Source organism: Blautia sp. JLR.GB0024 (assembly GCF_037000545.1).
Classification (GTDB): Bacteria; Bacillota; Clostridia; order Lachnospirales; family Lachnospiraceae; genus Blautia; species Blautia celeris.
Genome location: NZ_JBANBF010000029.1, coordinates 1 through 14,940, shown reverse-complemented (window position 1 = coordinate 14,940; position 14,940 = coordinate 1). Strand labels below are relative to the sequence as shown.

The following is a 14,940-nucleotide window of genomic DNA, read 5'->3' as shown; positions in this document are numbered from 1 at the left end:
AATGAGAAATAAGTATTTTAGATTTGCAAGTTGTATGCTGCCTATGAACCTGCAGTTTTTTGCAGAGCCAGGTGGAGACGACACTGGGGCCGATGATGGCAATGGTGGCGGAGCCGGAGGCGAAGGAGACACAGGAGAAGGTGATGGCGAGGGCAATGAACCGCCCTCTTTTGACGATCTGCTGAAAGGCGGACATCAGGCAGAATTTGACCGGAGAGTGCAGAAAGCTATTGATACTGCGCTCACAAATGCGCAGGAAAAGTGGCAGGCACTCACGGATGATAAACTGTCAGAGGCCGAGAAACTGGCAAAGATGACCAAAGAGGAAAAAGCAGATTATCTGCAACAGAAGCGGGAAAAGGAACTGGCGGATAAAGAAGCGGCCATCACACGCCGGGAACTGATGGCAGAGGCCAAGAATACTCTGGCAGAAAAGAAGCTTCCGGTTGGGCTTGCGGAGGTGTTGAATTACGCTAATGCGGATTCTTGCAGCAAGTCTATTGCTGCAGTAGAAAAAGCGTTTAACGAAGCCGTGGAAGCAGGTGTACAGGAAAGGCTGAAAGGTAGCACTCCACCCAAAAAGGCACCAGGGAATCAGGAAACAGAACTTGCGAAGCAGGTAGAAGCCCTCATGATGGGCGCATAATAAGAAAGGAAAGGTGATATAAATGCCTATTAACACATTAGCAACAGCAACATTATTTCAGAATACACTGGATAAAGTGGCGGTACGAGAGGCTGTGACCGGCTGGATGGATGCAAATGCCGGACAGGTACTCTATAACGGCGGTGCGGAAGTGAAAATTCCAAAGATGTCCGTTCAGGGACTTGGAGATTATGACCGGGATAACGGATACCAGCAGGGTGGCGTTACACTGGAGTATGAGACACGGAAAATGACCCAGGACAGGGGACGCAAGTTCCAGCTCGACCCGGTGGATATTAATGAAAACAATTTCGTAACCACAGCGGCGGCAGTTATGGGCGAGTTCCAGAGGACATTTGTAGTCCCGGAAATTGATGCTTACCGTATCAGTAAGATTGCAACGGAAACTATTACGGCAAATAAGGCTGGAATGGTATCCTACGGTTATACTCCCGGAGCTACCGGAACATCCGCACTTCGAAAATTTAAGGAAGGGATTAAAGCAATTAGGGAGCTGTATAACGGTCCGCTGGTGATCCATGCAACCCCGGATATGATCATGGAACTTGAGATGGAGCTTGCCGGAAAGATTACCAAGACTACATTTTCAAAAGGCGGAATTGACACATCAGTTCCTTCTGTCGACGAAGTGCCGATCATTTCCACACCCTCTAATCGTATGTATACAGCAATTACAATTTATGATGGCAAAACAGCCGGACAGGAGCAGGGTGGTTATATCAAGGGAACCACAGCAAAAGAAATCAATTTTTTTGTTTGCCCACGTACCACGCCGATTGCAGTTACTAAGCAGGATATCATGCGAATCTTTGATCCTACAATCAACCAGAAGCTGAATGCATGGCAGATGGATTACAGAAGGTTTCATGATATTTGGGTGTTAGATAACAAACTGGATTCCATTTACTTAAACATAAAAGATGCTGAATAAGGAGGGCACGGTATGTTATTAAAAAGAGATAACGTAGAACGCGTAACTGAGTCAGAATCCGTGGCAGATAAATTAAAGGCTCAGGGATTTAGACCGATTGAAGCCGTGGTCCACAATCAGGATACTGATAAAGCAGTAGATATTGTGTCAATGACTGTGCCCGAACTGAAAGCTCTGGCAAAAGAGAAAGGTATCGAGGGCGCGGGCAGCCTCAATAAGGAGGAACTGCTGGCTGTCTTAAAGGATGTGGTCTAATTGACGGAAATCGAAAAACTGAAAAAGCTGACTGGGGAGAGCGACGAGGAATTGCTCTCCCTTTTACGCGATGAAGCAGAGGCTTTTGTGCTGTCTTACACCAATCGCACAAAGCTGGTTTCTGGCTTAGATAAGGCTGTTCGAGATTTGGCTGTTATAGCTCTCAATCGTATGGGAACAGAAGGTGAAAGCGGCCGGAGCGGTGCAGGAGAGACGTATAGTTTCGACAATGCGCCGAAACAGGTCTATGACCTCATGGACCGGTACCGGCTTGTCAGGATAGGGGGTAAGACGCATGAGGCTAAAACGTAATCGGCTGTCAACCTACCATATCAAGAAGGCTGTCCCTCAAAAAGACGCTGAAGGAGGAAGCTATATAGAGTACAGTCCTACAGCGCCTATTACCGCAGAGATGTGGTCGGGAGGAGGTAAACTCCAGACAGAAATGTACGGGAACCGCCTGCCGAACATCCGCAACCTGCGGCTGGATGGTGCGTATTATGAGGTGCCGGGAGGAATAAACGGAAAGGTCACATATCAGATGGAAGATGGGCCAGAGATTGCTGCAGGGGATGGTGTCTGCATCTATGCTGCAGCGGATCAGGAGCCGGACTATCAGATCGTTGCTGTTTATCCGTACAGCTATCTGACACTGGAGGTGGAAAAGAGATGATATTGGGTACAAACAATCTCAATAAACATTTTGACCGGCTGTCAAAGGTGGAACTTAGAAAAGGTATCGGAAAGGGAATATCACTGGTACAAGAATCGGCAAAAGCAAATTGCCCAGTATTTGACGGAGAATTGCGTAGCAAAATCCTGACGGAGGTTACCGAGGAAGAAGATACTGTTCGTGGAACTTGTTGGCCTGCTGTTAAGCATGGCACTTTTGTGGAGCTGGGGACTGGCCCGAAAGGCCAGGCAAATCACGAGGGGATATCTCCTGACATTGCTGTGGCTTATACGCAGTCTCCTTGGTGGATACATGAGAGTCAGATAGACCGGGAGGTTGCGGAACACTATCATTTCTTTCACATAGACACGCCGCAGGGGAGATTCTACCAATGCACCGGACAAGCAGCGCAGCCATACTTGTACCCAGCTTTAAAAGACAATGAAGAGGAAGTCGTAAAGTTGGTTGGAGAGGAGATTAAGAAGCAATTATGAAGAATGTAAAAGACCAGGTATATACGGCTCTGTCCGGTGTATTTGAAAATGTATCTGACCAGTATCCAAAGGATTGGGCAGAGTTACCTGCTGTACAGTACGCCGAAGAGGAAAACAAGGTCTATGAACACACAGACGAAGGAGAATGTAAATCATATGTCAGGTATCGTGTGGATATCTGGCACAACAGATCCACGTCTGAATCAGCATTAGAGGTTGACAAGGCATTGTCGGCTCTGGGGCTTGTGAGGACATCTTGCCAGGATGTACCGGACCCGTCCGGATTAAAGCATAAAATGATGAGATATGAGGCTATTATTGACATGATGAATGATTATGTCTATTGGCCAAACTAAGAAAGGAGAGTGGCGCATGTTAGCGAATGGTGCGAAATTAGGATACAAAAAGAGTGGAGGTTCCACCTTTACGGACCTTCCCGGACTCAAAGAGATTCCGGAGATTGGAGTAGAGCCGGAGAAGGTCGATAATTCCTGTCTGACTGATAAACACAAAATATACGAAATGGGTATTGGGGATTTGCCGGAGATGACATATAAATTCAGGTATGACAATTCAAAAGCAGATTCCCCCTATCGCGTGATGCGGAAAGCCCAGGATGATATGGAAGTTTTGACATTCCAGGAAACATTGAACGACGGTACGCAGACAGAATATGACGCCCAGGTAACTGTAAAACGTACCGGCGGTGGCGTAAATGGCGTTATTGATTTTGACCTGACAATGATGGTACAAAGTGATTTAAAATACACAGACCCTGGCGTGACACCGGGAGCATAAGGAGGTAGAAAGATATGGGAAATTTAGGTGGTATTGATGAGGATATGGAACAGGAAATCAGAGATGAAGAGCATGTAGAAAAGGTTGTCGGTATTGTAGAAAGAAAGCCCAAAAGACGTCCATTCCACTACTGGAAAGTGGGAGAAAGGGAATACAAGCTCAAGCTGACCACCAGGATGATTGAGAAACTGGAGAATAAGTATCGCCAGAATGTTTTGAACCTGGTCGCAGGAGATGGGATTCCCCCTTTGTCTGTTATGCTTACAGTAACGCAGGCGGCTATGTCACCTTGGGAGCATGGCGTAGGGTATGAAGATGTAAAAGACGCATATGATCGCTGGACAGAAAATGGCGGCAATCAGATGGACTTTTATACAGGTGTAGTGATGCCTACTTTGGCAGTGTCCGGTTTTTTTACCGAAAAGCAGGCGGAATCTATGATGAAGAGCCTGCAGGATGCGGACGAACTGCTGTAACAACGGTTACGCAGGAGCTGTATGAACGGGCACTTGACTGTGGTATAACTCCACGGGATTTTTGGAGCTATTCTCCACAAGAGATATCTGATCTGATGGAGAGCTATTTCCGCCAGGAAAAACAGAATGTCAAATGGAAGGTGTCTCAAGATTTTATTGCAGCAGAAGTGATTGCCAGATATCTATGTCGGGAGGAAAAGGACGATGTGCCTCATGCCTGGGAATATTACCCAAGCTTGTTTGAGGAAGAACAGAACAGGTATGAGAAATGGAAGGAACAGAGAGAGTTTGAGGAATACAAAGAAAAACGTAGGCAGTATGTAGCAGAATATAATAGGCGTAGACGGCAGGGCATGTGACCCTGCTATTTTTATGCGGAAGGAGGTGAGAGTGTGGGAGATACATTGGAAAAGCTTAATGTCATAATAGAAGGAACAGCAGCCCCTTATAAGAAAGCTTTAAATGAGGCGAAGTCCGCGACAAAAGAAACTACAGAATCAATGGAGAAGGACCTGAAAAAGTTTAAAAATCCATTGGCGGGATTTGGTGGTTCTGGGGCAATGAAAAAAATCCAGGAGATGCAGAGCGGGATAAAAAAGGTCATGTCTGCCGTGACCGGCGGTATTAAGGGAAAAGTAAAAGGGTTTCAAATTGATGCCGGGATAAAGGAATACACCGACGAATTTAAGGAAGTTGAAAATAATATCCAAAAAGCGATAGCAACTCGGGATAAATATTATGAAAGGCGAGACAAAATGGATGCCCTTGGCACTGATAAGGAGAGCAGGGCGTGGAGATCAATCGAATACGATATAAATAACGCAGAAGCGGCTGTCGCAAGATATAAAAGGCAGCGTGACAGCATGGTAAGTTCAGGCGCAGATGTACAACGGACTGTTTCTATCCCCAAGCAATTTGGAAATCTATTTAAGGCCATAGGTTCAAAAGGCTGGGGAGGGATGAAAAAGATTTTTGGCGGCCTACGATCTGTGTTGTCAAAGATAACACCTGCGATAAAAACAGCGGGCGGGGCTTTCGCGGCTCTCATACAAAAATTTGCAACAGGGATTCCGGGTATTAACCGGTTAAATAGCTCCATGAGACGTACTGGACAGACTGGCCGGCGCATGGGCGGGATTTTCCGCACATTGGGAATGACGGCCAGGTTTATGTTTGCCAGCTTCTTAATTCGCGGTGCCCTGAACGGAGCAAAAGAAGGTTTCCAGAATCTGGCGCAGTATAGCGGACAGACCAATGCGAGCTTGTCTATGCTGATGTCATCACTGACACAGCTTAAAAATGCCCTTGCTACAGCATTTGCTCCTATCTTAAATGTGATAGCGCCGCTATTGAATGTTCTAATACAGAAGGTGATACAGGCTGTATCTACGCTGGGAATGCTATTTGCGTCTCTTACAGGACAGAAGACCTTCACGGCAGCAAAGAAGGTTAACCAGGATTATGCCGCAAGCCTGAACCAGAATGCCAAGAATGCGGACAAAGCGAACAAGGCAAACCAAAAGCTGCAGCGAACACTCCTCGGATTCGACCAGATCAACAAGCTGGATGACAATTCTGATTCCGGATCCAGCGACACAGGTGCCGGGGATATTGGAGGACTGTCTCCAGCGGACATGTTTGAGGAAGTACCTATCCTCAATAAAATCAATGATTTCGCGGACAAGATTAAAGCGGCATGGAGGAATGCGGACTTTACCGAGATTGGACAGATCGTTGGTAATAAGCTTAATACTGCACTGGAAGGGATCCCCTGGGACCGAATACAAAATACAACCAATAAGATTGCAAAGAGCGTTGCGACTTTTCTAAACGGATTCATCGAAACGACGGATTGGGGGCTGGTCGGAAATACTCTTGCACAGGGTGTAAATACGGTCTTTATGACTGCGGATACCTTCGCACAAAATTTCCATTGGGATTCGCTTGGCATAGCGGCAGGAAATGGCATCAACGGTGCTATGGCGGGATTGGATTGGGCACTTATAAAGGGAACAATCCATAATGTAGTATCTGGGCTCATTGATACGCTTAATAAATTTCTTTGGCAAGCAAACTGGACAGTAATCGGTGAAACGATTGCTGAGTTTTTTAATTCAAAGCTGGAGGCATTCCATACAGCGGTCACTGAATTTGAGTGGAAGAAATTAGGTGATTCTGTTGCTGAGGCAATTGACGGTCTATTTTCCACCTATGACTTTCCAAAATTAGGAGAGGGTATATCTAACTTTGCAAAGGGTATTCTTGATACACTTATTCATGCCATTGAGAATACAAATTGGCAGCAAGTTGGAGAGAGCCTAAAAACCCTTTTGGAGAGTATCGAGTGGACAGATATTGTAGAACGTTTATTTGAATTGATTGGAGCAGCCCTTGGAGGGCTTGCTGCTTTTCTTGGTGGATTATTGGGAGATGCTGCAATTGCGGCTAAAGAATATTTTCAAGAAAAAATTGAAGAGTGTGGTGGTAATTTCGTTCTTGGTATTCTTAAGGGCATTGGAGATGCTTTAGCTGATATTGGGGATTGGATATACGAACACATATTTACTCCAATAATTAATGGATTTAAAAAAGCATTTGGTATCAATAGTCCGTCAACTGTTATGGAAGAACAGGGTGGATACATCATTGAAGGGCTTTTGGGTGGCCTTACAGGAAACATTGAAACAGTTATAACTTGGTTTAAAGACCTTCCTGGCAATATAAAGAAAACACTTGGTAATGCAAAAGACTGGCTGGTTGAAAAAGGAAAGGGAGCTATTGAAGGTATTAAGAACGGTTATGAAGCCGTTAAAGACAGTAAACTATTCTCAGAATTCAAAAAGCTTAAAGACGAGGCATTTTCATCTGTTGGAGACATCGCTGGCAAGGTAAAGGCAAAAGGTACTGATGTAGTTTCTGGCATTAAAGAGGGATACGAAAAGAGTAAACAAAGTGGGCTATTATCAAAGGTGGCCACATTGAAGGATAACGTATTCTCTTCCATTGGAGACGTTGCAAAGAAGGTAAAAGCAAAAGGAACCGACATATCGTCAGGTATCAAATCTGGATATGAAGGCAGCAAAGAGACAATCAAAAATGCAGTATCTGAAATCCCGAATCTGATATCAAATGGTATCGGGAGCCTTTGGGATATCGGTAAAAATGCGATAAAGTCATTTGCAGATGGATTCTCTTCTATCCATATTCCTATGCCGCACATTGGTTGGGACTGGAATGAGTTCAATCTTGGTAATTTCAGCTTCAGTGTACCGAGTTTCAACCTGGACTGGTATGCGAAAGGAGGATTCCCAGCAGCCGGTGAGATGTTCATGGCACGTGAGAGCGGGCCGGAGCTGGTTGGTCGCATAGGTAGCCGGTCTGCAGTAGCAAACAATGACCAGATTGTGGATGGTATCAAAGCTGGTGTCTACGACGCTGTTGTGGAGGCCATGATGCTCTTCCAGGGTAGCGGCAACGAAGGCGGCGGAGAACCGGTCATTGAGCTGACAGTTATATCGGATACAGAAACCCTTTACAAAGCAGTCAAAAAGGGAGAACGGAAAGCAGAGCGTCGTTTTGAGGCAGTGGTTACGGTTTAGGAGGTGACAGGACAGAGTGGCAATGATTTTAGTGGGCGGGTCTGAAGTAAAAGACCCGTCCGTTTTTGAATGGGGATTACAAGATATTTCCGGCGCTGACGCGGGACGTACAGATGACACAATCATGCATAAAAACCGTGTGGGCCAAAAGCGGAAATTGAAACTGGCCTGGAACAATCCAACACCGGAGGAGACATCAGCTATCCTGCAGGCGTTTGATCCGGAGTATGTCATGGTCACATATCCGGATGCAAAGAGCGGGCTGAATGAAACCAGGGAATTTTATGTAGGTGACAGAACCGCTCCAATGCGGGCCTGGGCATCAAGATATAAAAGATATACGCAGGTGACTTTTGAGATCATAGAGAGGTGATGGCATGATAAACACAAGTATTGAATTTCAGCAGGCGCACTTACAGAATAGTGCATGTATCACTAAAGCCAGTATCCTCTTAAAAGATGGCACTCTACTGCAGATAGACAGCCCCCAGATATCCCAGGGTGCTACGAAAATAGATGATGGGGTGACCGGTTCAAATAAATTTGACGTCGGCTCGGCTATCACAAACAAACTAACACTGAGCTTAAATAACCGTTATGATAAGTTTTCAGACTATGATTTTACCGATGCGGTTGTAACGGTTTGGGTGGGCAAACAGTTATCAGATAGGATGGAGTGGCTAAAAAAGGGAGTCTACAACACAGATGACCCTACTGCAACTCCGGCCATATTGACGCTGGAGTGCCTAGACAATATGAGTAAATTTGATACCACCTATGACGGCGGGATAGGATTTCCAGCCAGTCTGCAGACTATCGTGCAGTATTGCTGTACCCAGTGTGGCGTACTGCTGGTCAACGGCGAGTTCCCCAATTTTAGATATCAGATAAGCAAAAATCCATTTGATGCCACCACCAACATAACCTATCGTGCCATAATCGCCTACTGTGCCCTGCTGGCCGGATGTTATGCCCGGTGCAATACGGATGGGCGCCTGGAGCTCAAGTGGTATGATACTGCGGCATTTGACGGGATAATCGACGGCGGTATATTTGACGAGACGACAGCGGCCAGTTACCAGACCGGCGCTAACCTGGATGGTGGTAACTTTACAGATTACAGCTCCGGCGATACTGCAGACGGCGGTACATTTACCGATGTCTTGCCGTACCATCATATCTACAGCTTTTCGTCGTTGTCCGTGTCCACTGAGGACGTAGTGATCACCGGTATCCGGGTGACGGCCGCAGATAGCGAGGATGCCAACGGCAAAAAGGTGGAGGGTGAAACGTACCTCTGTGGTGCCGAGGGATATGTACTGGATGTATCCGGTAATCCCCTCATAGAGGCCGGCAAGGCCCGGGAGGTCGCGGAGTATCTGGCAGGCCGTGTTGTGGGGATGCGGTTCAGGCCCTTCCAGGCATCTGCCATCGGTGATCCGTCTTGGGAGGCAGGGGACGCGGCCATAGTCACGGACCGCAAGGGCAACAGCTATCACACGTATTTAACCAACATCACATACAGCACTGGTGGGTATGCAAGTATATCGTGTGACGCGGAGCCGGCGGCACGTCATTCGGCGGACCGGTACGCTGAGATTAATAAGATAGTAAATGACATCAAAAAGGACAGCCAACAAAAGCTGACCGAGTATGGAAAGCTCCTGGAACAGATGAACGGACTTGCCATAAATGCTATGGGGTATTATGAGACGCAAGAGACGCAGGATGATGGCAGTGTGATCACTTATATGCATGATAAGCCGATATTATCTGAGAGTAAGATTGTGTATAAACAGTCCATTGATGGTTTCTTTTGGTCTAAAGACGGCGGCAAGACCTGGACCGGAGGCATTGACAAAGACGGTAACGCGGTCATGAATGTGATTGCGGCCATTGGCTTATATGCTGATTGGATTATAGCCGGGAAAATCAGCTCGAAGAATGGCCGAGTGTATTTTGACCTGGATAACAATGAATTGGTCTGTAGTAAGCTTACAGATAAGACAAATGATTCTGTAACGATTGGTGGCGTGTCGTATTCAAATGTAGTGGCAATGTTGCAGTCTGTACTGACAGGGGACACGAAAACATATGGCCTGCATCTTTATAAAGAAGGATTTGAAGACAAAGGAATACTTTTTACTCCGGCTGCAGCAAGCGGCAATACTCCTATTATAAGCGGTGGTGATGGATTAACCATACAGGGTTCATATGGCCCCATTACATATCCCCAAATTGAGATAGGTAAAGCTATCACTATAACCGGAACCACTGAAATAATTCAGGACGCTATAATAGCGGTAACCAAGAAAGAGTCCATGCTTTGGGTAACGGACAGAAGTGTAGCCCTGCAATGTGGTTCTACAGGTGGACAAATAACTATCAGAGATAATAAAAAAATTGGGGTGAGTGGTGAATTTAATATTATAGGGACTTTTTCAGCTACAGGGACTAAATCCCGGATTGCAGAGACTGAGGATTATGATAAACGTCTCCTGTATTGCTATGAAACCCCCACACCGTATTTTGGTGATATTGGCACTGGTCGGACTGACAAAACTGGTATTTGCTATGTATCCATAGATGATATTTTTCAGGAAACAGTTAATACAAATATGGAATACTCAGTGTTCCTGCAAAAGGAAGGGCCTGGAGATATTTGGGTAGAGGAAAAGTCCTCTGCTTTTTTTGTTGTCCAAGGGACGCCGAACCTCTCATTTTCCTGGGAAATCAAGGCTATGCAGAAGGAATATGAACATCTGAGGTTAGAAGATTATGAGCTGCAGGAACTGCCAGATGATGATAGTTTTGAACTAGAATACATTTTTGATCAGGAGCTTGAAGATAATGACAGAGAAATGGAGGAATTGCTGAATGAAGATTTTAAGAGCATTTCAGGTAATTAATAAAGATGGGGCGCGAACAATATCCAGTACCTACAATGAAATTGATAATTCTGGAAATATCACAAAGCCAAACGCAAAGGACAGTTTTTATGCTGTTACTCCGGAATTACAGGCAGCCATAGAAGTAATTGAGGATTATATTAATAACAGACTGGCAGGTGAGTAATCATGGCGATAACCAACAGAAAGGGGCTGAAAGAACAACTCATTCCCTCAAAGTTACTGCCCGGTGAGTTGGCCGTTGCGACTGACACCGGCAACGCCTGGTACTGTTACGGCGGTGGCAAGGTCATGTTGATGGCTACTGCCACGGACATAGAGACCCTGCGGCAAGAGGCCGGCAATTATCAGGAGACCCAGCAGCTTATCATCGACCGGATCCAGACTGTAGTGGATAAAAACACGGCTGATATCATTGCTGACGAAAAAGCAATCCTCCAGAACCAGGGAGATATAGCCAGCCTGCAGGCAGGGCTTACGGCGGTAAGACAGGAAATCGTACGGATGAAGGATGAAGTCCTTGCACAGATTGACCAGGACCTGGAGGCGGTGGAGAGTAAGGTTAATACCAACACCAAAAATATCGCAGATAGCACCCAGGCACTCAAACAACTGCAGGCCAGCATGACCAATATATCGGGAGATGTGATTGACACCCAGAACGTAATCCGCAAGCTGCAGGACGACCAGACCGCCATGCAACTGCTTATTGGCGGCAAGATAGACGGTGCCTATGTAGAAGCCGGCTATCTCTACATGACCAGCAACAACGAGGTTGTGGTTGGTCCTCTTGGCCCGTTTTCGGGCAGCGGCGGAGGAGGCGGTGGCGGCAGTAACAACGCCGTGCTGACTGTATCCAATACCAGCGGCTGGCTGAGCAAGTCCATTGCATCTGGTGCGGCCTGCACTGTCAGTCTCACCTGGACCTCCCTGGAGGATGAGCTGGCAACCGGTAACGGTACACTCAAGATTACCATTAATGGCCTGGTCAAGACCACCCAGGACGTAGCCCAGGGCGCAGTAACCGTGGATATCAGTAAGTATCTGGCAACCGGTGCCAACATGGTCAAGGTCAATATCACCGACGTCTACGGCAACAGCCGTACCATCAACTACAGTGTGTCGGTGGTGGATGTCAGTGTGTCATCTACGTTTGACGCCAGCGTGCCGTACAGCGGTCCAATCACATACACCTACACTCCGGTCGGCAACGTTACCAAGACCATGCATTTTGTGGTGGACGGTACAGAGCTGGGCACGGCTGAGGTCAGCGCATCCGGCCGCCAGCAATCCTATGTCATCCCGGCGCAGACACATGGAGCACATAGCCTGCTGGTATATTTTACAGCCACAGTGGACGGGGTGGAGATATCATCCAATGAGCTGTACTACGAGCTGATCTGCACAGTGGTCGGCGAGGATACCCCTATCATCACGAGCAGTTATCGGGGGACCAAGGCAGAGCAGTACGCATCCATTATTATCTCCTATATGGTGTACAACCCCGGCAGTATGCTGGCACCTATCCACTTGCTGGCCAACGGCAGGGAGGTGGCGGCGCTTACCGTAGACCGTACACTGCAGACATGGACGTACCGGGCGGATACGGTTGGAGCCCTGACCCTGGAGATTACCTGCGGAGCGGTGCGCAAGACATTTGCGTTGACTGTCACAGAGAGCAGCATGGATATTGGGGCGGAGACGCAGGACTTGTCTTTGTACCTCTCCAGCTACGGCCGAAGCAACAATGAGGCTAATCCGGGCACATGGAGTTATGGAGATATCCAGGCTGTGTTTGACGGATTTAATTATTCGTCTGACGGTTGGCAGCTTGATCAGGATAATAATACTGTGCTGCGGGTGGCCGGTGACGCCCGATTGACGATACCGTACAAGGCGTTTGCGCAGGATTTTAGAGGGACTGGTAAAACAATTGAGATAGAGTTTGCGACCCGCGACGTCATGGATTATGACGCTGTGGTGGTGTCCTGCATGTCTGGCGGCAGGGGTATTGAGTTGACGGCCCAGCGGGCGGCACTCCGGTCAGAGCAGAGTGAGATATCGACGCAGTACAAGGAGGATGAGCATGTCCGGATAAGTTTTGTGGTTGAAAAGAGGGCAGAGAATCGCCTGATCTACTGCTATATCAACGGCGTTATGTCCGGCACCGTCCAGTATCCTACAGATGATGACTTTGCCCAGACCACTCCGGTGGACATCAGCGTAGGCAGTAATGACTGCACCATCGACCTGTATTGCATCAGGGTATATGACAATGACCTGACCAGACACCAGATGCTCAACAATTGGATCGCGGACACCCAGGACGTGGATGAGATGTTGAATAGATATACACACAATAATGTCTTTGACGCATACGGCAGCATCGTGATTGCCCAGTTGCCCAAAGACCTGCCATACCTGGTGCTTGAAGCTCCAGAGCTGCCGCAGTATAAGGGCGATAAAAAGACGGTCAGCGGATACTATGTGGACCCGTTGAATCCGGAGCGTAACTTTACATTTGCCGATGCACAGATTGATGTGCAGGGTACTTCCAGCCAATACTACGCCCGTAAAAATTATAAGATTAAATTTAAGGGCGGGTTTATTTTGACGGACGGGACAACCGTAGAGATCTACCATATCCGGGAGGATGCCATAGGTACCGACACCTACACATTTAAGGCGGATGTTGCATCCAGTGAAGGCGCCAACAACGTGGAGCTTGTGCGTCTGTATAATGACGCCTGCCCATACAAGACACCACCGCAGGTTGATAATGCAAGTGTCCGCCAAGGCATTGATGGATTCCCGATTGTGATGTTCTGGAGCAATGGGGCATCCACTGTCTTTCTCGGTAAGTACAATTTTAATAATGATAAGGGGACTCCTGTGGTGTATGGATTTGCTGCCGGTGACGAGTCCTGGGAGGTACTTAACAACACCAGCAGCCGTGTACTGTTTAAGTCGGCCGACTTTGCCAACACAGATTGGCTGAATGACTTTGAAGGCCGTTACCCAGACGGCAACACAGACCCAACACAGCTCAGTGCCCTGTCAACATGGCTTGTCAGCACTGATCAGGATGCGGCAACGGGAGCAGCACTGGAGGCGCCGGTCACTTACGGAGGCGTGGAGTACACAGCAGATACGGCGGAGTACCGGTTGGCCAAGTTTAAGGCAGAGCTGCCGGAGCACATTGAGGTGGACAGCGCCTGCTTCTACTATCTATTTACAGAGCTATTTTTAATGGTCGACAGCCGCGCCAAAAACATGTTCCCAACAATCTTTGCAGGAGGTGATAGCAATGGGTAAGTGGTGTTTTTTACCATACGACTTCGATACCGGGCTGGGCATCAACAACGAGGGCACACTGGCATTTAGCTACGAGCTGGAGGACATTGACCAGGTGGCCGGTGCCGATGTATTTAACGGCCAGCATAGCGTGCTCTGGGTCAATCTCCGGCAGGCTTACCAGGATGAGATTAAGGCAATGTATCAGACTCTCCGGTCAACGGGCAAGTTGTCTTATGAGGATACCGAACGGCGCTTTGAAGAGCATCAAGCCAAGTGGCCAGAGGCGGTATTTAACGAGGATGCCTACTTTAAGTACCTCGCACCCCTCATCGAGGACAACAGTGCCGCCTATCTCTCCATGCTGCAGGGCAGTAAGGCCGAGCAGCGCAAGTGGTGGCTGTACAACCGGTACCGGTACATGGACAGCAAGTACAACGCTGGTGATGCATTGAGTGATGTGATCACAGTCAGGGGCTACGCCAAGGCTGATATCACGGTGACGCCGTATGCGGACATCTATGCATCGGTCAAGTATGGCTCATACCTGGTCCAGCAGAGGGCGTTGAGGGGTGCCAGTTATACGCTTGCCTGCCCCCTGGACAATGTTAATGATACCGAGATTTACATCTATAGTGCATCACAGCTCAAAGACGTGGGGGATTTGTCCGGTCTGATGGTGGGCTATGCGGAGTTTAGCTTGGCAACCAAGCTGCAGTCCTTAAAATTGGGAGACGCCGCAGAGAGCTACAGCAATACCAACCTGACAGACCTGCACCTGGGCAATAACGTCCTGTTGCGTACCTTGGATGTGCGTAACTGCCCTAATCTCACACAGGCAGTA

16 protein-coding genes are annotated in these 14,940 nt (G+C 47.7%); all 16 read left to right on the top strand.

The features are described from left to right. Position 1: 1 nt before the first annotated feature. Positions 2-646, top strand: a complete 645-nt coding sequence (locus V8Q34_RS26750) for a DUF4355 domain-containing protein (RefSeq protein ID WP_335836624.1) — start codon at positions 2-4, stop codon at positions 644-646. Positions 647-668: 22 nt separating this feature from the next. Beyond that, entirely contained in the window at positions 669-1,598 is a 930-nt protein-coding gene (locus tag V8Q34_RS26745; RefSeq protein ID WP_335836623.1) for a hypothetical protein, read from the top strand. A 12-nt stretch (positions 1,599-1,610) separates the two neighbouring features. Next, entirely contained in the window at positions 1,611-1,853 is a 243-nt protein-coding gene (locus V8Q34_RS26740) for a Rho termination factor N-terminal domain-containing protein (RefSeq protein ID WP_335836622.1), read from the top strand. After that, complete coding sequence (locus tag V8Q34_RS26735) at positions 1,854-2,165, top strand: phage head-tail connector protein (protein ID WP_335836621.1); 312 nt, start codon at positions 1,854-1,856, stop codon at positions 2,163-2,165. It abuts the gene before it with no gap. Further along, positions 2,149-2,526 carry a hypothetical protein gene (locus tag V8Q34_RS26730; RefSeq protein WP_335836620.1) on the top strand — a complete coding sequence of 126 codons (378 nt, stop codon included), beginning with the start codon at positions 2,149-2,151 and terminating at the stop codon, positions 2,524-2,526. Before V8Q34_RS26735 ends, V8Q34_RS26730 begins: the two co-directional genes overlap by 17 nt. After that, a complete protein-coding gene (locus V8Q34_RS26725; RefSeq protein WP_335836619.1) occupies positions 2,523-3,020 on the top strand; it encodes an HK97 gp10 family phage protein in 498 nt (165 codons plus the stop codon). Before V8Q34_RS26730 ends, V8Q34_RS26725 begins: the two co-directional genes overlap by 4 nt. Further along, positions 3,017-3,376 (top strand): hypothetical protein, encoded by a 360-nt coding sequence (locus V8Q34_RS26720; RefSeq protein ID WP_335836618.1) that lies wholly within the window; start codon positions 3,017-3,019, stop codon positions 3,374-3,376. Before V8Q34_RS26725 ends, V8Q34_RS26720 begins: the two co-directional genes overlap by 4 nt. A gap of 16 nt (positions 3,377-3,392) precedes the next feature. Next, the gene (locus tag V8Q34_RS26715) at positions 3,393-3,818 is read left to right on the top strand and encodes a phage tail tube protein (RefSeq protein WP_335836617.1); all 426 of its coding nucleotides are present in this window, start codon (positions 3,393-3,395) and stop codon (positions 3,816-3,818) included. A gap of 14 nt (positions 3,819-3,832) precedes the next feature. Then, entirely contained in the window at positions 3,833-4,294 is a 462-nt protein-coding gene (locus V8Q34_RS26710) for a DUF6096 family protein (RefSeq protein ID WP_335836616.1), read from the top strand. 95 nt (positions 4,295-4,389) lie between these two features. Then, entirely contained in the window at positions 4,390-4,653 is a 264-nt protein-coding gene (locus tag V8Q34_RS26705; protein WP_335836615.1) for a hypothetical protein, read from the top strand. 33 nt (positions 4,654-4,686) lie between these two features. After that, positions 4,687-7,893: a phage tail protein gene (locus tag V8Q34_RS26700; RefSeq protein ID WP_335836614.1), complete on the top strand. Its 3,207-nt coding sequence runs from the start codon at positions 4,687-4,689 to the stop codon at positions 7,891-7,893. A gap of 22 nt (positions 7,894-7,915) precedes the next feature. Then, the gene (locus V8Q34_RS26695) at positions 7,916-8,266 is read left to right on the top strand and encodes a DUF6711 family protein (RefSeq protein ID WP_335836653.1); all 351 of its coding nucleotides are present in this window, start codon (positions 7,916-7,918) and stop codon (positions 8,264-8,266) included. Between the two features lie 4 nt (positions 8,267-8,270). Next, positions 8,271-10,802: a hypothetical protein gene (locus tag V8Q34_RS26690; protein WP_335836613.1), complete on the top strand. Its 2,532-nt coding sequence runs from the start codon at positions 8,271-8,273 to the stop codon at positions 10,800-10,802. After that, entirely contained in the window at positions 10,771-10,968 is a 198-nt protein-coding gene (locus V8Q34_RS26685) for a hypothetical protein (RefSeq protein ID WP_335836612.1), read from the top strand. Before V8Q34_RS26690 ends, V8Q34_RS26685 begins: the two co-directional genes overlap by 32 nt. A gap of 2 nt (positions 10,969-10,970) precedes the next feature. After that, positions 10,971-14,117, top strand: a complete 3,147-nt coding sequence (locus tag V8Q34_RS26680) for a hypothetical protein (protein WP_335836611.1) — start codon at positions 10,971-10,973, stop codon at positions 14,115-14,117. After that, the coding region (locus V8Q34_RS26675) for a hypothetical protein (protein ID WP_335836610.1) at positions 14,110-14,940 on the top strand (831 nt) is incomplete at its 3' end. The genes V8Q34_RS26680 and V8Q34_RS26675, both read left to right, overlap by 8 nt.

Bases quoted from the DNA above. Each gene is read 5' to 3' on its own strand.
- V8Q34_RS26720 (WP_335836618.1), top strand. From the start codon at position 3,017: ATGAAGAATGTAAAAGACCAGGTATATACGGCTCTGTCCGGTGTATTT.
- V8Q34_RS26715 (WP_335836617.1), top strand. From the start codon at position 3,393: ATGTTAGCGAATGGTGCGAAATTAGGATACAAAAAGAGTGGAGGTTCC.
- V8Q34_RS26685 (WP_335836612.1), top strand. From the start codon at position 10,771: ATGAAGATTTTAAGAGCATTTCAGGTAATTAATAAAGATGGGGCGCGA.
- V8Q34_RS26730 (WP_335836620.1), top strand. From the start codon at position 2,149: ATGAGGCTAAAACGTAATCGGCTGTCAACCTACCATATCAAGAAGGCT.
- V8Q34_RS26695 (WP_335836653.1), top strand. From the start codon at position 7,916: ATGATTTTAGTGGGCGGGTCTGAAGTAAAAGACCCGTCCGTTTTTGAA.
- V8Q34_RS26710 (WP_335836616.1), top strand. From the start codon at position 3,833: ATGGGAAATTTAGGTGGTATTGATGAGGATATGGAACAGGAAATCAGA.
- V8Q34_RS26690 (WP_335836613.1), top strand. From the start codon at position 8,271: ATGATAAACACAAGTATTGAATTTCAGCAGGCGCACTTACAGAATAGT.
- V8Q34_RS26680 (WP_335836611.1), top strand. From the start codon at position 10,971: ATGGCGATAACCAACAGAAAGGGGCTGAAAGAACAACTCATTCCCTCA.
- V8Q34_RS26725 (WP_335836619.1), top strand. From the start codon at position 2,523: ATGATATTGGGTACAAACAATCTCAATAAACATTTTGACCGGCTGTCA.
- V8Q34_RS26745 (WP_335836623.1), top strand. From the start codon at position 669: ATGCCTATTAACACATTAGCAACAGCAACATTATTTCAGAATACACTG.
- V8Q34_RS26750 (WP_335836624.1), top strand. From the start codon at position 2: ATGAGAAATAAGTATTTTAGATTTGCAAGTTGTATGCTGCCTATGAAC.
- V8Q34_RS26705 (WP_335836615.1), top strand. From the start codon at position 4,390: ATGGAGAGCTATTTCCGCCAGGAAAAACAGAATGTCAAATGGAAGGTG.
- V8Q34_RS26740 (WP_335836622.1), top strand. From the start codon at position 1,611: ATGTTATTAAAAAGAGATAACGTAGAACGCGTAACTGAGTCAGAATCC.